Source organism: Promicromonospora sp. NPDC023987 (assembly GCF_040639055.1).
Classification (GTDB): Bacteria; Actinomycetota; Actinomycetes; order Actinomycetales; family Cellulomonadaceae; genus Promicromonospora.
Genome location: NZ_JBEZZF010000004.1, coordinates 106,846 through 126,397 on the forward strand (window position 1 = coordinate 106,846; position 19,552 = coordinate 126,397).

The window sequence follows — 19,552 nt, forward strand, 5'->3', positions numbered from 1 at the left end:
ACACGGCACGCGACACGCGACACGCCGAGGATTCCATGCAAGGTGTAGGGGTCGAACGGTGGAACGGGCCACCGCTCGGCGACGTGGGTGGTAAATGACCTTGCCGGTGCTGGGAGAATGGGGGGTTGTGAGTACCGAGCCTTCCTCCACCCCAGTGTCCGACGGCGATGGCGGCCGCCCGGGCGGAGGCCGGGACCGCCGGCGCGGCGCACGCGGGAGGTCGGTCCGACAGCCCGGCCAGGAGCCTGGTCAGCAGTCCGGTCAGCGCGGCCGACGGCAGGACGGTCGGCGGGGACACGCCGGCCCGCGACGCGTCTCGACGGCCCAGCTCGAGGCGGCGGCCGCCAAGCGGGCCGCCGTCGAGGTGCCGCCCATCACCTACCCGGCGCAGCTGCCGGTCTCCGCGCGCCGCGCGGACATCGCGGCCGCGATCCGCGACAACCAGGTGGTGATCGTGGCCGGCGAGACCGGCTCCGGCAAGACGACGCAGATCCCGAAGATCGCGCTCGAGCTGGGCCGCGGGCGCCAGGGTCAGATCGGGCACACGCAACCCCGCCGGCTGGCCGCGCGCACGGTCGCGGAGCGGATCGCCGAGGAGCTCGGCACGCAGCTCGGTGGCGTGGTGGGCTACCAGGTCCGGTTCACCGACCAGTCCAGCGAGGACACGCTGGTCAAGGTCATGACCGACGGCATCCTGCTCGCCCAGATCCAGCGCGACCCGCAACTGCTCGCCTACGACACGATCATCATCGACGAGGCGCACGAGCGGTCCCTGAACATCGACTTCCTGCTCGGCTACCTGTCGCGGCTGCTCCCCCAGCGGCCCGAGCTCAAGCTGATCATCACGTCGGCCACCATCGACTCGGAGCGGTTCGCCGCGCACTTCTCCCCCGCCGCCCTGGCCGGGCGGGGCGGTGCACCGGACTATGTCACCGACGCGCTCCCGGGCCTCGCGCCGATCGTCGAGGTGTCCGGCCGCACGTTCCCGGTCGAGATCCGCTACCGCCCTCTGTCTCCGGACGAGGATCCCGCGCAGGGCGATCGCGCCTCGCGGGTCGAGCCCTCGTCGTCGCGGGTCGAGCCTGTCGAGACCAGGGGAGCGAAGGGGTCTCGACAAGCTCGACCACCGGGCAGCGCCCGACCATCGGGCAGCGGCCGAGGCCCGAAGGGGGCACGGGACGAGAAGGACCTCGTCACCGGCATCATCGAGGCCTGCGACGAGCTGTTGCGCGAGGGCAACGGCGACATCCTCGTGTTCCTCTCGGGTGAGCGCGAGATCCACGACACCGCCGACGGGCTCGCCGGGCACCTCAAGGAGCGCGCCAGGGACCCGAAGCACCCGCAGCACGTCGAGATCCTGCCGCTGTACGCGCGGCTGTCGAGCGCCGAGCAGCACCGGGTGTTCCAGCAGCACTCCTCGCGACGCATCGTGCTGGCTACCAACGTCGCCGAGACGTCTCTGACCGTCCCGGGAATCCACTACGTGGTGGACCCCGGAACGGCCCGCATCAGCCGCTACTCCAAGCAGACCAAGGTGCAGCGGCTCCCCATCGAACCGGTGTCGCAGGCCTCCGCCAACCAGCGCAGCGGCCGTTCGGGCCGGGTCGCCGACGGCATCGCGATCCGCCTCTACTCGGAGGAGGACTTCAACGGCCGTCCCGAGTTCACCGAGCCGGAGATCCTTCGCACGTCCCTGGCGTCGGTGCTGCTGCAGATGATCTCGGTCGGCGTCGTCAGCACGCCAGACGACGTCGCCCGCTTCCCCTTCGTCGAGCCCCCGGACACGCGCGCCATCCGCGACGGCGTCCAGCTGCTCACGGAGCTCGGTGCACTGGAGGAGGCCGACGGCGTCACCCGGCTCACCGACGTCGGCCGCACGCTCGCGCAGCTCCCCATGGACCCGCGCCTGGCGCGCATGGTCCTCGAGGGCTCGCGGCACGGCGTGGCGCGCGAGGTAGCGATCGTCGCGGCGGCGCTGTCGATCCAGGACCCCCGCGAGCGCCCGGCCGAGCAGCGTGCGCAGGCCGACCAGCAGCACGCCCGGTTCGCCGACCCGCGGTCCGACTTCCTCACGTACCTCAACCTCTGGGAGTACGTACGGGAGCAGCAGCACCTGCTGTCCGGCTCGGCGTTCCGCCGCCAGTGCAAGGCCGAGTACCTGAACTTCCTGCGCATCCGCGAGTGGCAGGACGTCGTTGCCCAGCTCCGCGAGATGTCGAAGCCCCTGGGTATCGAGATGTCGTTCCAGCCCCGCCGCCGCGGGTCGAGCTTGTCGAGACCAGGTGAGGTCTCGACAGGCTCGACCACCGGTGGCTCGACCACCGATGGCTCACCCGCTGAGGCCGAACCGGCGTCGTACCGGCAGACCTGGGACGACGACACGATTCACAAGTCCCTGCTGGCCGGCCTGCTCTCGCAGCTCGGGATGCAGGACACCGGCGAGGTGAAGGCCTCCGCCGTCGCGCACCTGCGGGGGGCCCAGCGCGAGATCGCCCTGAAGCGGGCGAAGAAGCAGGCGCGCAACGAGTACATCGGTGCCCGCGGGGCGCGGTTCGCGATCTTCCCCGGGTCTCCCCTGTCGAAGAAGCCGCCGGCGTGGATCATGGCCGGCGAGCTCGTCGAGACCAGCCGCCTGTGGGCGCGCGACGTGGCCCGCGTCCAGCCCGAGTGGGCCGAGGACCTCGCCGGGTCGCTGGCGAAGCACACCTACTCGGACCCGCACTGGTCGTCCAAGCAGGGCGCCGCCATGTGCACGGAGAAGGTCCTGCTGTACGGGGTGCCCATCGTGTCCGACCGCCGAGTGCTCTATGCGAAGGTGGATCCAGAGGCTGCGCGCGAGATGTTCGTGCGGAACGCGCTCGTGGAGGGCGAATGGACCACGCACCACCGGTTCTTCCACGACAACCGCGCGCTCCTGGAGGAGGCCGGCGAGCTCGAGGCCCGCTCCCGGCAGCGCGGCCTCGTCGCGGACGAGGACGACCTCTTCGCCTTCTACGACGAGCGCGTCCCCGACTCCGTGGTGTCCGCCGCGCACTTCGACCGCTGGTGGTCACGCGCGCGCAAGGAGACGCCGGACCTGCTCGCCTTCACGATGGAGCAGCTCGTCGGCGACGCGTCCGTCGACGCCGCCGAGTTCCCCGAGAAGTGGCCCCAGGGTGAGCTCTCCCTTCCGCTCACCTACCAGTTCCAGCCCGGGTCCGACGCCGACGGCGTCACCGTGCACATCCCCATCGCCGTGCTCGCGCGCGTGGTGCCGGACGGGTTCGACTGGATGGTGCCAGGTCTCCTCGAAGAGCTGACCGTCGCGACCATCAAGTCGCTGCCCAAGGCGGTGCGGCGCGAGCTGGTGCCCGCACCGGACGTCGCGCGCGAGGTCGTCGCCTGGATCCGCGCGGAGTGCCCGGCCTGGGACGACGTCGTCCGGGCCGGCGACATGGCGGAGCCCTATGTCGGCGCGTTCACGCGAGCGGTCCGGGTGCTGCGCGACGTCGTGGTGCCGCCGGAGGTCTGGGACGAGGAGCGGGTCGCGCGTCTGCCCGGCCACCTTCGGATGACCTTCCGGGTCATCGAGGAGCGCGGGCGGGGTCGTGACGCGTCGTCGATCGTGCTGGAGGAGTCGAAGGATCTGCTGCTGTTGCAGCGCAAGTTGGCGGGGCGGGCTGAAGCTGCTGTGCGGTCTGCGGTGAAGGGTGCGGTCGGTCGGGCTCTTGCGGAGGCTCGGGCGGTTTCGGGCGGGGCGGGTGCGGAAGGCGAAGACCCTCGCGCGGACGCGTTCACGGGCCCCGGGGGGCCCTCCACTTCGGGAAGGAATACGTCCGCGCGAGGGTCTTCGCCTTCCGCACCCTCCGTAGGCCCGTCGCCTTTGGAGGTGGGCAGCAGCTCCAGTCGGGGGGTGGTTGGCGGGGGTGTCGGCGTCGGAAGCTCCGCTGGTGCTGGTGTTGTTGGTGCTGGTGGTGTTGTTGGCGAGCAGAGCGGTCTGACTTCTTGGCCCTCCGGGTTGCCCGGGGGCGGGGTGCTGCCGCTGTCCGTGTCTACCGATGTGGGGGCCGGGGTTGTCGTGCGGGGGTTTCCTGCACTGGTGGAGGAGCGTTCTGCCAAGGTGAAGGGGCAGGCTCGGTCTGTCGGGGTGTCACTTCGGATCCTGGCTGATGAGAACGCCCAGGCCTCCGTGCATGCTGCGGGGGTGCGGCGGCTGCTGGTGGCCGAGGCCGGTCTTGGTGCCGGACGGATCACGTCGCGGTGGACCGGGACGCAGTCGCTGACCATGGCGGCATCACCGTATGGGAGCACCGAGGCACTGGTGGCCGATCTGCAGCTGGCGGCCGTCGTCTCGTTGACCTCCGCTGGTGACTCCGTGCGGTACGACACGCCGGCGGGCGGGCCGGACGCTGCTTCGATCCGTTCCGCTGCGGCGTACGCCGACGCGCTGGCGTTCGTGCGGAAGCACCTGGAGGACGAGGTGCACCGCGTCGTCGGGCACGTGGTGGCCGCACTGTCGGCGAGCCGGACGCTCGAGTCGGAGATCCGCGCGTCGAGCAGCCTGGCGCTGTTGAACACGCTGCAGGACCTCCGTGAGCACCGCGCGGCCCTGGTCCACGACGGCTTCGTGTCGGCGACACCGCCACGGCGGCTGCCGCACCTGGCCCGCTACCTGCGGGCGGACTCGCACCGGCTGACGAAGGCCACGGAGAACCCGGCGCGGGACGCCGACCTCGCCTGGCGGATCGGTGACGTGTCGGCGGCGTACGAGAAGGCGCTGGCCGCTCACGCCGCGGGCTCCCCCGACGCCGCGCGGGCCGCCGAGCTGGCCGACGTGCGCTGGATGCTCGAGGAGCTGCGCGTCTCGCTGTTCGCGCAGCAGCTCGGCACGGACGGGCCGGTCAGCGAGAAGCGGATCCGGAAGGTGCTGGCGCCGAACGGCTGGTGAGTTCCGACCAGCTTGATGCGCGCACGGCTGGTGTCACGGTCCCCCGGCTCTACCCTAGCCAGATCAGGGGCAGGCCGGGGGATCACCCGATGGCTCTGGGCTCGCGCCACGAATACCGTCGAGGCATGAGCACACCGAAGCTGTCCCGTCCTCGTCAGGGCCGCGTGATCGCAGGCGTCTGCGCTGGTATCGCCCGCCGCTTCGGCTGGGATCCTACGGTCGTACGAGTCATCGCGGTCGCCTCGATCTTGATCCCCGGTCCGCAGGTCCTGGCCTACGTGATCTGCTGGGTCTTCGTCCCGAACGAGCGCACCGCCTGAACTACACGCACTGGATCGTCCGGCTCTTGCGAGCCCGGATCTCACCCTGGGAATTCCCAGGACAGGATCAGGGACCGACCCGGGCATCACCGGATACCCCGAGGTCGGCAACGAACGTACCGTCGATGACATGAGCACACAGACACTTTCCCGTCCGCGCCGGGGGCGCATGATCGCCGGCGTCTGCGCCGGCGTCGCCCGCCGATTCGGTTGGGACCCCACTCTGGTGCGGGTCCTCACCGTCGCGTCCTTCCTGATCCCCGGACCGCAGTTCATCGCGTACATCGCGTTCTGGATCCTGATGCCGAACGACCCCGAGTAGCTCGACCCCGACTCTCCGACACGCCAGGCTCCGGGTGGTTTTCACCCGGAGCCTGGCGTGTCGCCGTATACCTCTGCAAGACTTGCAGCAAGAGCCGGAAACGGGCGTGCAACGCCGCACGTACCGCAACCCGGGACCGACGCCGCAAGGAGCCGCAATGACGCGCGATCCGAACGTGCCCAGACGTCTGCTCGCCACCCTCACGACCTTTGCCACCGCCCTCGTCCTGGGCCTGGTCGCCACCACGGCCGCGCCAGCGGCGGAACCCGCCCGGGCCGCGACGCCTGAGCACGGCGACGGGGACGTCATCCTCAACCTGTTCCAGTGGACCTGGGACTCCGTCGCCGCGGAGTGCGCCGACGTCGTCGGCCCTGCCGGGTTCGGGTACGTGCAGGTCTCCCCGCCGATGGAGCACGTCCGCGGCTCGCAGTGGTGGACGTCGTACCAGCCGGTGAGCTACCGGATCGACTCGAAGCTGGGCACCCGCGCCGAGTTCGCGAACATGGTCGCCACCTGCGACGCCGCAGGGGTGGGCGTGATCGCCGACGCGGTCGTGAACCACATGGCGGGGGCCGGACGGTCCGGCACCGGCGTGGCCGGCACCGCGTACTCGGAGGACAACTTCACCGGCACGTACGGCGCGCAGGACTTCAACGACTGCCGCACCGACATCGCGGACTACACGAACCGCTACGAGGTCCAGCACTGCCGGCTGGTCGCGCTGCAGGACCTGCGCACGGGTTCCGACTACGTCCGCGGCCGCCTCGCCGCCTACCTCGACGACCTGGTCTCGCTCGGCGTCGACGGGTTCCGGATCGATGCCGCGAAGCACATCCCGGCGTCGGACCTGGAGGCGATCAAGTCACGGATGAGCAACCCGAACGTGTTCTGGGTGCACGAGGTGATCGGTGCCGCCGGCGAACCGATCCAGCCGTCCGAGTACCTGGGCAGCGGCGACTCGCACGAGTTCGACTACGCACGCCAGCTCAAGGCCGACTTCGACGGGCAGATCAAGAACCTGCGGTACATCGGTGACGGCAAGCTGCCGTACGACCGGGCCGGCGTGTTCGTGGACAACCACGACACCGAGCGCAACGGCGAGTCGATGAACTACAAGTGGGGCGCCAAGTACGTGCTGGCCAACACGTTCCTGCTGTCCTGGCCGTACGGCTCCCCCACCGTGTACTCGGGCTACGAGTTCTCGAACCACGACGCCGGGGCACCTGGTGCCACCGAGACCAGCGTCCCGGACGCGACCTGCGGCGCCGGACAGTGGACCTGCACGCAGCGCTGGACGGAGATCCGCGGCATGGTCGGCTTCCACAACGCGGTGGCCGGCACCCAGGTCACGAACTGGTGGGACGACGGCGGCAACCTCGTGAGCTACGGCCGGGGCGACCGGGGATACGTGGTGCTGAACAACACCGCGTCGAGCGTGCAGCGCTCGTTCCAGACGTCGCTTCCCGCCGGCACCTACTGCGACGTCGTCGCGGCCGCGGACTGCTCGGTGACGCGGACGGTCAACGGGGACGGCTGGTTCACTGCGTCGGTCCCGGCTTACGGAGCGCTGGCGATCCACGTGGGTGCGTGGCCCGCCGCCGGCTGACCGTGTCGAGACCCCACTGGCGAGACCCCCGTTGGTCGAGCTCGTCGAGACCTGGTCTCGACAAGCTCGACCAACGAGGCGGGACGACGAGCGGGAGACGTCGACGACCGCACCCGCTCAGCGGAACAGCCCGCGCGCCCTGCCCAGATCGAGGAACACGGTCTCGCCCGTCGCGTCCTGCACGCCGTCGTTGTCCGTCACGGCGTACACACGGCCGTCGCCACCGATCGTGAGGCCCTCGAGCTTCTCCTGCGTCCAGCCGTTGGTCGTGCGCAGCGCGGGCAGGACGTCGATCGCGAGCTCCTTGTCGAGCATCGAGACCGTCCCGGGACGCGGGTCGCGCCGCGGCAGGTCCACCGTGTAGACGGCCTTGAGCTGCGCGGCCGGGCCGTTGAGCTTGTCCCGCTCGATGACCGCGAGCGTGTCCCGGTCCACCATCGTGATCTCGGACAGGCCCACCCAGTCACCGTCGGCCGACGGCGCGGACAGCGGGTAGCCGAACCAGGTCCACTCGCCGGTCGCGACGTCGTACCGCCCGATGCGGGCGTAGCCGCCCACACCGTCGTCGCTGGTCAGGCCGCGCTGCAGCGCGACGAACAGGTGCTCGCCCGTACGGTCAACGGTCCCGGTCACGCCCTCGATGCCCCACTTGCCGAGGCCGGCGGCGACGTCGTCGGGCAGGCTTACGCGCTCCTGCACCCGGCCCGAGGCCGATACGCGCACCAGCGCGTTCTCCGGCCCGGTCTCGCCTTCGACGCCGAGCCAGAAGCCGCCCGCCCGGCCCTTGACCGACGGCTGGGCCCAGATGCCCTCGGCGTCCAGTCCGACCGGTGCGCCGTTCTCCGTGACGACGATCTCGCGGTCGATCACCGCGGGTCCGGCCTTCCTGCCGCGCTGGCCTGCGGTCGAGACGGAGAGGATCGACGTCGGCGACATCGCGGCGTCAGTCACGGTCCAGAGGCGGTCCCGCTTCTTCGGGTCGGCGGAGAGTGCGCCGAGCGCGGTCCAACCGATCGGCTTCGCCGCACCGGTCTCGGTGCGCGCGTCGGCGGAGACCACCGACGGGAACGCAGGCGTCCCGGCGTCGCGGGCGTACCGGTGGCCCTTGCCGAACACGGACACGGAGGCGCGGACGCCGTCCTCGGCCGAGTCCTCCTCGGAGGACACGACGAGCAGGTTCCGCGACGGCACCGGCAGGAGCCCTTCCGGACCGTTGGTGGTGGCCAGGACCTGCACGAACCGCGGGGAAGCCGGGTCGGACACGTCGTAGACGGCCACGAAGTTGGACCGCTCGGAGCCCACGAACGCGTAGCGGACGCCGTCGAGCGTCGCTACCGAGAGGCCCTCGATCTCCACGCCCTTCTTGCCGGCGCGGTCATCGTTGTGCAGGCCGACGCGCACGGCGAGCTCCTCGAGCTCGGCACCCGCGTCCCACACGACGTCGCCCGTCGCGGCCTCGAAGACCGTCCAGCCGCGCGTGCCGCCCTTCCAGTCGCCCTCGTTCGCGGTCGCGACGTGCTCGTCGTCGACCCAGCCGATGGCGTCGGGCTCGCGCGGGGCCGCCTCGACGGAGCCGGTCTGGTCGACGGCGCCGTCGTCATCGGTGTCCACGCCCTCCAGTGCGACTTCGCCGGCCGAGAACACGTTCAGGAGCTCGCCGGATACGACGTCGAGCACGGCGACGCCGTTGTTCTCCTGGAGGGTCACCGCGACCTTGGTGTCGGACGGGTTGATCGACACGTACTCCGGTTCGACGTCCTGCGGGGTGTCGAGCCCGGCCGCGGCGAGCGCCGGGACGTCGAGCGTCACGGGACGGGTCTGCCAGGCCGCCGGGTCCGTGCCCCGGAGATCGACGAACTGCAGGAATCCCGCCGGCGCCTGCGGCAGGTCGCCCTCCTCCCCCTCGCCGGTGTCAGCAAGGACGTCCTCGTCCCGCTGGTTCTCCATGGCGATGACGGCGCGGGCACCGTCGTGCGTGACGGCTATCGAGTCGGGCTGGCCGCCCAGGTCGATCGAGCGGACGCGGGTGCGCGTCGCGAGGTCGACGACGTCGAGGCGACCCGACGGCGCGGTGAACGACGTCGAGCTGTCGACCACGACGAGCACGTACTCGCCGACGACGGCGACCGACGTCGGCTCGTCGTGCTCGGAGCCGAGCTCGGCGAGCGACAGCGACCCGAGGCCCTGTGGGTCGGCGGGGTCGCTGATGTCGACGAACCCGATGCGGCGCGCGGCGGCGTCGGTGTGGATGAGGGTGCTGCCGTCCTCGCTGACGGCGGAGATCTCGGCGACCGTCTCGTCCGCGGGGTCAGCGTCGGCGGGCGCGTTCTGGAAGACGGGGTAGGTGGCGAGGCGGTGGAAGGTCTCGCGGGGCTTGGTCGAGCCAAACCCGCTGGCCGAGCTGAACCCGCTGGTCGAGCTGGTCGAGCTTGTCGAGACCTGCTGCCCGGCGGCGAATGCCGGGAACGCGCTCAGCCCCAGTGCGAGGGCGGCGCCGGAGGCGATGAAGGCCGCGTGGCGGCGGTTGGGGGACACGCTGCGCACGCTGGCCCCATCGGGTGGCGACCTGGCTGACCTGAGATGTCGACGGAGCGACCTTGCGGTGAACGTTCTAGCGGGCATACGGGGCGGGAGGATGTGCTCCTCCCACCCCATACGTCGGTCCGGCGCCCAGAGTCACAGCACGCGGAGCGCTGCCTCCGCCGCCTGTCGGCGCAGCTCGCCGACCGCCGTGCAGGTGAACGGCACCTGGGAGCCGTCGTCGAGCACGAGCCAGTGCCGGCGCGACGCGAGGGCGCGCGGCTCTCCGCTGATCAGCGCGCGCGCCGTCGCCTCGAGGCCGCCAACGCGCACCCTGCCGCCGTCGTGCAGCTCGATCCGGGTCTTGCCTGGTGGCACGGAGGTCGGTCCGGGAGGAGGCACGTCGTCGGGCAGCACCTGTACCGCGAGACCGGGGCCGCCTGATCGGGCGGCCAGGTCCCTGACCAGGAACGAGCCGTAGATCAGGACGGCTGGGACCGCGACGATCCCCACACCGACCACCACCTCGGTGGTGGTGATACCGGACCGGGCCCGGACCGCGAGCACGAGGACGCCCGCGAAGGCCACCGGAAGCATGCGGAGCCCGTGCCGACGCCAGCTCGCTCCGATCCCGGCGCGTGGCTCGTCCTGCCCGCGCAGCACCCGCCAACCGGTCCAGCGGCGCACGTCGTCGTTCTCGAGCGCGACCAATGCCATCCCGTCACCGAAGCGCCACCAGGCCCGTGCGGTAGCGAACAGCCCGGTCAGGAACACAGGCACCGCGGCGGGGAGCAGCACGGCGGTGCCCGCGAGGTCGTCCTGGTCAAGGGCGATCACGATCAGGAGCACCCCCACGGCGAGGATCACCGGATAGAAGCACGCCCGGAGGAAGTCGAGGAACCCGTCGACGCCACCGTGGGAACGGAATCCAAAGGTGTTGACGAGCTCGGCGCGGTCACGGGTGCGATAGACACTCTGGTTCTCGGGATCGGTGCCCCACTCCGACGACGTGCCTCGCTCGGGCAGCGCCAGGACGTCGGGGCGACGGAGGGCTCGCGACCAGGCGTGACGCAGCCGGCGCGCCCGCACCCAGTCGCGCCGGTACCAGAACCACCAGGTCAGGGTGCCCAGCATGAGCGCCGTGCCGACGACGAGCGCCGCGGTGTCTGCTTCTTCCCCCGCGCTGCCGCCCCCGACCAGCACCAAGAGCGGTGCCGTCGCCATGTTCAGGCCGACGATGGTGAGCAGCAGCATCCCCAGCCCGGCCGCGAGCCGCCTTGCGCCGGAGTCCTTCTTCTCGGCCCGTCCCAGGTTCACCGCCGCCAGGTCGTGCCAGTCGCCGAACGTCGCCGGGAGCGGCACCTCGCCGGGAAAGGGGGGCAAGGGCCGTCGCGTTCTCCTCGCCATCGATCAGGCCTCCGACGGCGGGGCACTCGCCCCGTTCGTCGGCGGACCGGAGGCGGGCAGGGGGGTGATCGTCGCAGGCCCCGCGATCCTGGCCAGCAGCATGCCGAGTGTGTTGCGCTGGGCGGGGTCGAGCGACCACCCAGCGAGCACAAGGCTCGGTCCGCCGTTCGCCGGGACCGCCACGACTGTGGCGAGGCCCACCGTGCGCGTCGTCGGCTCGGCGCCCGCCGGGGCTCCCGGAACCTCGATCGGCATCTCGTACTCGGTGGTCATACCGATCGCGGGGCCGATACCGGTCTCGAAGAGCTCGGTGTACGCATCGTCCGGCTCGAACCCCATCTTGGCGGGGAGCACGTGCCGCAGGACCTCCTGGGTCGACAGCGGCCCGTCGAACTGCTTGATCTCGGTCACCGTCCCGATGACGTCCCAGAAGACCTCCGTGCCCGTCGCCGTGGTGCCCTCGTACTCGGCCCCCTGGTACACGAACCCGTGGATGACGAGGTTCTGCTGGCGGGAGATGTCGTGCCACGCCTCGATGCCGCCGCGCAGCAGCTCGATGTCCTGGGCAGCGACCTCGACGCCCACGTCGTCGAAGGCGGCCCGGATGACACCGAGCGACTCCTCGACCGAGACGGACCCGGACAGGTCCACCCAGTCATCGGGGACGCGGGTGCTCAGCGTCCAGCGCGTCGGGTTGTCGGCCTCGGCCGAGGTCAGGACCGTCACCGGGCCTCCTGGTTCTCGAGAGTGTTGGCAAGCAGCGCGCCGTCGCCGTCCCGCTTGACGTTCCACCCCATGTTCATGACACCCAGCGGGTTGGTCACGATCCAGGTGGCTTGGTCAATGGTGACGTCCAGCGCGCGCCAGCCTAGCTCGGCCGTCGTCGCGATCGACCCACCCTTGGCCGCCATGCTGAAGAAGCCGGGGAACGCGGCGACCGCGGACGTGCCCACCCGCGACATCGGGTTCATGAACTGCCCGAACGTCGGTGCGACGCGACCGGCTGCGGTCGCGGCGGAGGCCACGCCGCGGAACGTGGCGAAAACCGCTCCCGCACCCAGGGCGGTCCCGATGGCCCCGACGATGACGCCCGGGGTCAGCCCCGCCGACCAGCTGCCGCCCTGGCCTGCCGCCGAGAGGAAGCCCGCCAGGGTGCTTGCCGCACCCAGGCCGACGCTGAGGCCGGCCAGGAAGGGCGACCACGGACCGGGGATGAGCGAGGCGAATCCCGCGATCATGCTTCCGATGGACAGGATGTTGGACAGCGAGTTCAGCAGCCCCGCGTGCTCGGCCGCCCACTCGAGGATGATGTCCCCGATCGCGGCGAACCCGTCCTTGATCGCGTCGACCTGGTCACCGGCCCAGTCCACGGCCTTGTCCCACCAGGACGGGTCGTCGGGAGCCATGGCGGCGGCCGTCTCGAACGCGCTGAGCAGAGCCTGTGCGGCGGTGGCGTAGTCACCGACGAGCACCTCGATCTCTGACCAGATGCCGTCGACGACGCCCTGTGCGGACGACATGTTCTCGGCAGCCTGCTGACGATGGCGCTGGTCGGCCTGGTACTCGTCCTGCTCGGCATCGGTGGCGTCGTCCCCAGGACGGGCCGGGTCCTCGGCGCCGTAGTAGCTCGACTGCGCGGCCTCCAGCTCAGCCTTGGCCACGCCCAGCCGACGGTTCAGGCCGTCGGCGTCGGTACGGAACTGGCGCAACTTGCCCGCCCAGGTCGCGAGGGCGGTGGCCGCCTGCTCGAAGGCCTTCTCGACCTCGCTCACCTTGGGCGCGAAGTCGTCGCTCATCGTGGAACGGAAGGCGATCGCGACCGAGCCGGCCCACTCGCCCTCGTTGATGTTGCTGAGCAGGAAGTGGATGCGCCGGATAGTCTCGTGCCCCGCCGTCAGGTCGTCGGACATCCCGCCGACCACCTCGTGCTCGCCCGGCGTCGGGTCGTACCCGATGTGCTCGTAGTGGGCCATCACTTGCCTCCGAGCGCGGCGGCGAGGCTCGCGTCGATCTTCGCGAACTCGGCACGGATGATCTCGAGCTGCTTCTTCGCGTTCTCGGCGCCCTCGCACATCTTGTCGATGCTGTGGTCCCACTTGTTCTTGAAGTGGTCCACCTTGTCGACGAGCTCGGGTTCGCCGACGGCGCTCGTGTCAGCGGCCCTCAGATCGTCGAGCGGCTCATAGAGCCGGTTCTTGACCTCACCCAGATCGTTCTCGACCCGAGCAAGGAACTCGTCGTCCATGACGAGATCGCCCATGCGCATTCCACCCGTTCTTCAGTGCCGACCGTACCGTGCAGCACCCTCGCACCCCCTCGCCTGCCGGACAACGGGTAGCCCTACCCTTGCCCGGCGGCCGCACTACTGTGAGCAAGTGACCGTCCTGGCCGAACTGCGCGCACTGCTACGCCTGCCCGGGTTCCGCAAGCTGTTCGCGGTCCGCCTGGTGTCCCAGGCCGCCGACGGCATGTTCCAAGTAGGTCTCGCCAACCTGTTGTTCTTCAGCCCGCAGTCACAGGGGTCAGCCGCGGCGATCGCAGGCGCGTTCGCCATCATGCTCGCGCCGTTCACGATCGTCGGCCCGTTCGCCGGCGTCTTCCTGGACCGGTGGCAGCGCCGGCAGGTGCTGGTGCTCGGCAACGCGGTGCGCGTGCTGATCACCGGCACGATGGCGGTGCTCATGCTCACGCAGGGCGTCACCCCCGCGATCTACGTGCTGGGGCTCGCCGCCCTGAGCGTCAACCGATTCCTCCTCGCGGGCCTCTCGGCCGGCCTGCCGCGCGTGGTCCAGGGCGACCTGCTGCTCACGGCCAACGCGCTCACACCGACGCTCGGCGCGGGCGCGGCGTTCCTCGGCGGTGGCCTGAGCTTCGTGCTCGGCTTCGCGATGCCTGCCGGCCGCATCCAGGACGCGACCGCCCTGATCTGCGCCTGCGTCGTCATGGGCTGCGCCGCGCTGTTGGGCCTGCGGATGTCCCGCACGCTGCTGGGCCCGACACGGCCCGCCGTCGGCTCGATCCGGAACGAGCTGGTGGTCGTCGCCCGCGGTCTGGCCGACGGCGCCCGCTACCTGGCCGCACGCCGCACCCCTGGCCAGGCGTTGCTGGTGATGGCGTTCCACCGCTTCCTGTACGGGGTGGTGTTCATCGCGTCGATCCTGATGTCGCGCAACCTGCTGGTCGAACCAGGCGACCACACGGCTGGCCTCGCCACCTTCGCCACGGTGATCGGCGCGACCGGCGTAGGCGGCGGGCTCGCGATCCTCCTCACCGCCGTGCTGGCACGGCGCATGGCCCCGCAGTCCTGGATCGCCGTGATGCTGCTGGTGGCAGGGCTGTCACAGCTGATCCTCGTGCCCGAACCCGGCTTCGTCACCGTGGTCACTGCCGCCGCCTTGCTCGGGCTCGCGGCGCAGGGCGCGAAGATCGCCGTCGACACGATCGTGCAGCGCGACTCCGAGGACGCCTATCGCGGCCGCGCGTTCGCCTTCTACGACGTCCTCTACAACGCGGCGTTCGTGGGCGCCGCCGCCCTCGCGGCCTTCCTCGTGCCCGACGCCGGATGGTCGCCCGGGCTCTTCGTCGCCCTGTCCGTGGGTTACCTGGCGGCGGCGATCCTGTTCGGCCTCCGCGGCACACGCACCGCTGTCCTGCCAAGGCAAACGCCGAGCGGGTGAATTTGTGGATGAGGTCCGGCTCCCAGAGCCGATCATGTCTGATTTGCCTGCCGAACGGTGCAAGGATTGAGGCAACTTACCTAAAGGGACTGGAGGTATCCGCTCATGTCCGACGCACCCGCCGTCGCCCCGACGCCCACCTGGGGTGAGGTGTTCCCCTGGTTCCGCGAGGTCATGGCCGAAGACGACGCCTGGTACGTCGGTCAGGTCGACAGCAAGACCGACGTCGGTACTGCCCGCCTCGCCGAGGCCGCCGTTACCCGGCTCAAGTCGCTGCCCGTCGGCCGGCTCTTTCCCGCAGTGCGGCGGGTCGAGCGCCTCGACGAGCTCGGCTGGCCCAAGCACCGGCTCCTCAACGCTCTGCACCGCGGCGGCTGCTTCACCGGGGACGACCTGTCCTACATGGTAATCGCCGAGATGCTGTCGTGGGAGTCGGTCGGCCCGATCATCGTGAAGCAGATTCTCGAGGTCGTCGCACTCGAGGAGATCCGGGTCAGCTCCGCGCGGTAAGGCTCCCGGATCCGGCGCCGGTCCGGCGGGCTGCCGCCAGCCGCCGACCCGCGACCACCGCGAGCGGCACGGCCGCCAGCGTGATCAGCCCCTGCACGATCTGGACCGCCCCGTACACCCCGCCGATCGCAGCGATCGCACGGCTACCCGCCACGATCCCGAGTATGCCGACCACGGCAGCGAGCAGCGCGCCGATCCGCCGCGTGGTGGGCGCGGCCCAGCCACACAGCGCCACCGCCGCGACGACGAGCAGGCTCAGGGCCATGGTCAGCAGCAGGGACCAGATCCATCCGGGCGCCGGCCCGCCGTAGGGCAGGACCGCGACAAGCGGCAGCAGCACGTTTGTCCACAGGGTGTGGATAACCGCGCCGACCAGGGCCACCACCAGGCCGGCGCGGCGGGCCGTCGTCGGATCGCGCATGAGGCGCGCGAGCAGCACACCCGCCAGGGCCAGCAGCAGCACGAGGATCCCGGCAAGAGTGCCGAGGATCAGCTCGGGCGGGGCACCCTTCATGAGCTGAACCGCCGCCGTGCCGAGCTGGAACAGCAGGTGCACGCCGACCACGACCACCGCACCGGTGAGGACGCGTCTGCCCCGGACTGCCGCGGATCCGACCGCCAGCACGACGGTGCCTGCCATCGCCGCGTTCTCGATCACGAAGATCGCGTTGTCCAGGGTGAAGCCGAAGTCGAGCTCGCTCCCGGGGATCAGCAGGCGCAGCGGAACGGACATCCACAGGGCGATCGCGAGAACGAGGACGCTGAGCGCGGCGGGCCGACGTCCGGCGTCGGGCAGGGTGTGCATGCCGATACTCTCCCAGAGGCCACCAACATCGTGGAGTTGAGGGCACGCTGTGGATAACTCCACGGACCAGTCGTCCGGGCGTGGAACCATGGTGGGGTGCCCATGACCGTTCCCGCCCCGCGTATCCACCCCGCGGCGATCAAGCTGCTGGTGGGCAGTGGCGCCTACCAGCGCGGCGAGGACTATCAGGAGCAGGGTCGGGTCATCTCGTGGGAGTGGCTGCCGGACGACCTCCTCCTCATCTCCTGGGTACGCGGCAGCGGCCGCAGCACCTACTCGTGCTCTATCGAGTTCAAGACCAACCGACCAGGGCCGCCCGTCGTCGTCGGCACGGACTGCACCTGCCCGGTCAGGTCCGCCTGCAAGCACGTGGCCGCGACGCTCCTCGAGGCCGGCTCGGACGGGCTCGCTTCGATGGTCCGGCCCGCGTCGTCGCTGAAGCGCGCACCGCAGGTCCCGGAGTGGAAGGCGGCGGTGCAGCGGCTCGTGCCGACGGCACCGGTCGCGCCACCACCCGCATACCCCGCGGCGACCGAGGCCCGGCCGGTGCTGGCACTGCAGTTCCGGGTCGACGGCGCGCCCTCCGGCGACACGCTGTCCCTGTCGATCCGGCCGGTCCAGCGCAACGACCGCGGCTCATGGGTGGGCGGCTCGGCATCGTGGAACTACATCCGCAACGGGTTCCTCCGCGGCATAGAACCCAGCGTGCGGGAGTGGTTCACCACCCTGGACGCGCTGCGTGCCACCAGCCCGCGCGGCTACGGCTACGTCAGCTCCGGCGACTGGATCGGCCTGGACGACGTGCTCCCCCGCCCGTTCTGGCGCCATCTCGCCGACGCTGCCGACCTCGGCATCGAGCTCGTCGGCAAGTCCAAGCGGGAGTCGATGCGCCTGGCCGGCGAGGCCTCCATCGCCCTGGACCTCTCCCTGCCCGACGGCGGCGCGCGCCTCGAGCGGACCGTCGCCTTCGACGGCGCCGTCAGCCTGGCGACATCCGTCGGAGCCCTGGGCCACCATGGCCTGTTCGCGGTCGAGGAGTCGTCCCCGGGCCGCACCATCACCCTCGGCCCGACGGCGGCGCCACTCACCGACCAGGAGCACGCGGCGGTCCACCTGGCCGACGTCGCGATCCCGGCCGAAGCCGTCGACGAGTTCCTCGCGGACTACCTGCCCCTGCTCCGCCGCGAGGTACAGGTCCACGCCGACGCCGGCGTCGAGCTGCCGGATCTGCCGCATCCCGAGCTCGTGGCGTCGGTGGACGTCGTGACGCCACAGGAGATCAGCGTGGTGTGGCGGTGGGCGTACCCGCCGTCGGACAAGGAGTATCCGCTGACCACCGCCCTGGAGGCGGGCGCGGGCCTGCGCGACCTCGCGGCGGAGGCCGCGACGCTCGGCAACGTGGTCGCCTCAGTGCGCGACGTGCCGGGGTTCGGCCATTTCCGTGTGGCGCCCGAATCGTTCCACGGGCTCCAGGCGATGGACTTCGCCACCACCGTGCTGCCGGTGCTCAGGGAGCTGCCGGACGTTCGCGTCGAGAGCGAGAAGCTGCCCGAGTACGAAGGCCTCGAGGCCACTCCGGTGGTCAGCATGCGCGCGGACGACAGCACCGACCTGGACTGGTTCGACCTGGGCGTCATGGTCACGGTCAACGGGCGCGAGATCCCGTTCGGGCCGCTGTTCGACGCCCTTGCCCGGGGCAAGAAGCGGTTCATGCTGACCGACGGCACCTGGCTGCGCACCGATCTGCCCGTGTTCGCGCAGCTGCGTGCCCTGATCGACGAGGCCCAGCGACTGTCGGACCAGCCGGGCAAGCTGCGGATCAGCCGGTTCAACGCCGGTCTGTGGGCGGAGCTGGAGGAGATCGCCGACGTCGTCGAACAGTCGGACAGGTGGCGGCGCTCGGTGAGCGACCTGGTCGCGCTGACCGCCGACGGCGTCGACGGGCCGGAGGCGGTGCCGCCGCCGGTGGGGCTGAAGGCCGAGCTGCGGCCGTACCAGCAGCACGGCTTCGAGTGGCTGACGTTCCTGTGGCGGCACGGGCTGGGCGGCATACTCGCCGACGACATGGGGCTCGGCAAGACCGTCCAGACCCTCGCCTTCATCGCGCAGGCCCGCGACGAGATGCCTGACGCCGATCGGCCCCCGTTCCTGGTGGTCGCGCCGGCGTCCGTGGTGAGCAACTGGGCGGCAGAGGCCGCCAAGTTCACGCCGGACCTGAAGGTGGCGATGCTGTCGACCACCGCCGCGAAGGCGCGGACCACCGTCGCGCAGGTGGCAGCGGGCGCGGACATCGTCGTGACGTCGTACGCGATCTTCCGCCTGGACTTCGAGTCGTTCGCCGACGTCGAGTGGGGCGGTTTGATCCTGGACGAGGCGCAGTTCGCGAAGAACCACCAGACCCGCGCCAACGAGTCGGCCCGCCGCCTCAAGGCACCGTTCAAGCTGGCGATCACGGGCACGCCCATGGAGAACAACCTCATGGAGCTGTGGGCGATGCTCGCGATCGTGGCGCCCGGGCTGTACGGGTCACCGACCAAGTTCCGCGAGGACTACGTCAAGCCGGTCTCGGGCGAGGGCGACTCGACGCCGCTGCTGGCCCGGCTCCGCCGTCGGATCCGGCCGTTGCTGCTGCGCCGCACGAAGGAACAGGTGGCGCCCGAGCTGCCCGAGCGGCAGGAGCAGGTGCTCCGCGTGACCCTGGACGCGAAGCATCGCCGAATCTACGACACGCACCTGCAGCGGGAACGGTCGCGTTTGCTCGGCCTGCTCGAGAGCTTCGACGAGAACCGGGTGGCGGTCTTCCGCGCGCTGACCACGCTGCGGCGGATGGCGTTGGACGCCTCGCTGGTGGACCCGTCGTACGACGGAGTGCCGTCGGCCAAGCTGAGCCTGCTCGCCGATCAGCTCGCCGAGGTCGCGGCAGAGGGGCATCGCGCACTCGTGTTCTCCCAGTTCACGTCGTTCCTGGCCAAGGCGGCCGAGGTGTGCGACTCGCTGGGCATCCCCTACGAATACCTCGACGGGTCCACGCGGAAGCGGGCCGAGGTGATCAACCGGTTCAAGGACGGCACGGCGCCCGTGTTCCTGATCAGCCTCAAGGCCGGCGGGTTCGGGCTCAACCTGACGGAGGCCGACTACGTCTATCTGCTCGACCCCTGGTGGAACCCGGCGACGGAGGCCCAGGCGATCGACCGGACGCACCGGATCGGGCAGACGCGAAACGTGAACGTGTTCCGGATGGTCTCGGAGAACACGATCGAGGACAAGGTGATGGCGCTCAAGGAGCGTAAGGCGCGGCTCTTCGACGCTGTGCTGAGTGATGACGCAGGGGCGTTTGCTGGGGCGCTGGGGGCGGAGGAGATCCGGGGGTTGCTGGAGGGCTGACCTGCCCGGCCGCTGGTCGAGCTTGTCGAGACCCCACCACCGCTGACCGAGCCGCCTACCGCAGGTCGAGCTTG

General features: G+C 70.7%; 13 protein-coding genes. 7 read left to right on the plus strand and 6 right to left on the minus strand.

Annotated elements, in window-relative coordinates; genetic code table 11:
* Nucleotides 1-94: 94 nt before the first annotated feature.
* From AB0F40_RS03660 to AB0F40_RS03675, 4 genes are all read left to right on the plus strand, one after another.
* On the plus strand, nt 95-4,927 hold the full coding sequence (locus AB0F40_RS03660; protein ID WP_357464308.1) for a DUF3418 domain-containing protein: 4,833 nt from the start codon (nt 95-97) through the stop codon (nt 4,925-4,927).
* A 125-nt stretch (nt 4,928-5,052) separates the two neighbouring features.
* Nucleotides 5,053-5,247 carry a PspC domain-containing protein gene (locus AB0F40_RS03665; RefSeq protein ID WP_357464310.1) on the plus strand — a complete coding sequence of 65 codons (195 nt, stop codon included), beginning with the start codon at nt 5,053-5,055 and terminating at the stop codon, nt 5,245-5,247.
* Nucleotides 5,248-5,377: 130 nt separating this feature from the next.
* Nucleotides 5,378-5,569, plus strand: a complete 192-nt coding sequence (locus AB0F40_RS03670) for a PspC domain-containing protein (RefSeq protein ID WP_357464312.1) — start codon at nt 5,378-5,380, stop codon at nt 5,567-5,569.
* Between the two features lie 157 nt (nt 5,570-5,726).
* Nucleotides 5,727-7,175, plus strand: a complete 1,449-nt coding sequence (locus AB0F40_RS03675; RefSeq protein WP_357464314.1) for an alpha-amylase family protein — start codon at nt 5,727-5,729, stop codon at nt 7,173-7,175.
* A gap of 117 nt (nt 7,176-7,292) precedes the next feature.
* On the opposite strand, the gene AB0F40_RS03680 is transcribed toward AB0F40_RS03675, so the two are convergent.
* From AB0F40_RS03680 to AB0F40_RS03700, 5 genes are all read right to left on the minus strand, one after another.
* On the minus strand, nt 7,293-9,710 hold the full coding sequence (locus tag AB0F40_RS03680; RefSeq protein ID WP_357464316.1) for an esterase-like activity of phytase family protein: 2,418 nt from the start codon (nt 9,708-9,710) through the stop codon (nt 7,293-7,295).
* Nucleotides 9,711-9,851: 141 nt separating this feature from the next.
* Nucleotides 9,852-11,078 (minus strand): hypothetical protein, encoded by a 1,227-nt coding sequence (locus tag AB0F40_RS03685; protein WP_357464318.1) that lies wholly within the window; start codon nt 11,076-11,078, stop codon nt 9,852-9,854.
* A gap of 27 nt (nt 11,079-11,105) precedes the next feature.
* The gene (locus tag AB0F40_RS03690) at nt 11,106-11,828 is read right to left on the minus strand and encodes a hypothetical protein (protein ID WP_357464320.1); all 723 of its coding nucleotides are present in this window, start codon (nt 11,826-11,828) and stop codon (nt 11,106-11,108) included.
* Nucleotides 11,825-13,075, minus strand: a complete 1,251-nt coding sequence (locus AB0F40_RS03695) for a hypothetical protein (protein ID WP_357464322.1) — start codon at nt 13,073-13,075, stop codon at nt 11,825-11,827. Before AB0F40_RS03695 ends, AB0F40_RS03690 begins: the two co-directional genes overlap by 4 nt.
* Nucleotides 13,075-13,362, minus strand: coding sequence for a hypothetical protein (locus tag AB0F40_RS03700; RefSeq protein WP_357464324.1), 288 nt, complete (start codon nt 13,360-13,362; stop codon nt 13,075-13,077). The genes AB0F40_RS03695 and AB0F40_RS03700 overlap by 1 nt, the downstream gene beginning before the upstream one ends.
* A gap of 115 nt (nt 13,363-13,477) precedes the next feature.
* On the opposite strand from AB0F40_RS03700, the gene AB0F40_RS03705 reads away from it, so the two are divergent.
* Together AB0F40_RS03705 and AB0F40_RS03710 are read left to right on the plus strand one after the other, a co-directional pair.
* Nucleotides 13,478-14,779: an MFS transporter gene (locus AB0F40_RS03705; RefSeq protein WP_357464326.1), complete on the plus strand. Its 1,302-nt coding sequence runs from the start codon at nt 13,478-13,480 to the stop codon at nt 14,777-14,779.
* A gap of 105 nt (nt 14,780-14,884) precedes the next feature.
* Nucleotides 14,885-15,289 carry a hypothetical protein gene (locus tag AB0F40_RS03710; protein WP_357464328.1) on the plus strand — a complete coding sequence of 135 codons (405 nt, stop codon included), beginning with the start codon at nt 14,885-14,887 and terminating at the stop codon, nt 15,287-15,289.
* Here the strand turns inward: AB0F40_RS03710 and AB0F40_RS03715 are convergent.
* Complete coding sequence (locus tag AB0F40_RS03715) at nt 15,273-16,094, minus strand: hypothetical protein (protein WP_357464330.1); 822 nt, start codon at nt 16,092-16,094, stop codon at nt 15,273-15,275. The two genes, AB0F40_RS03710 and AB0F40_RS03715, sit on opposite strands and share 17 nt — an antisense overlap.
* Before the next feature lie 102 nt (nt 16,095-16,196).
* Here AB0F40_RS03715 and AB0F40_RS03720 point away from each other — a divergent pair, with 102 nt between their 5' ends.
* On the plus strand, nt 16,197-19,478 hold the full coding sequence (locus tag AB0F40_RS03720; RefSeq protein ID WP_357464332.1) for a DEAD/DEAH box helicase: 3,282 nt from the start codon (nt 16,197-16,199) through the stop codon (nt 19,476-19,478).
* Nucleotides 19,479-19,552: the final 74 nt, after the last annotated feature.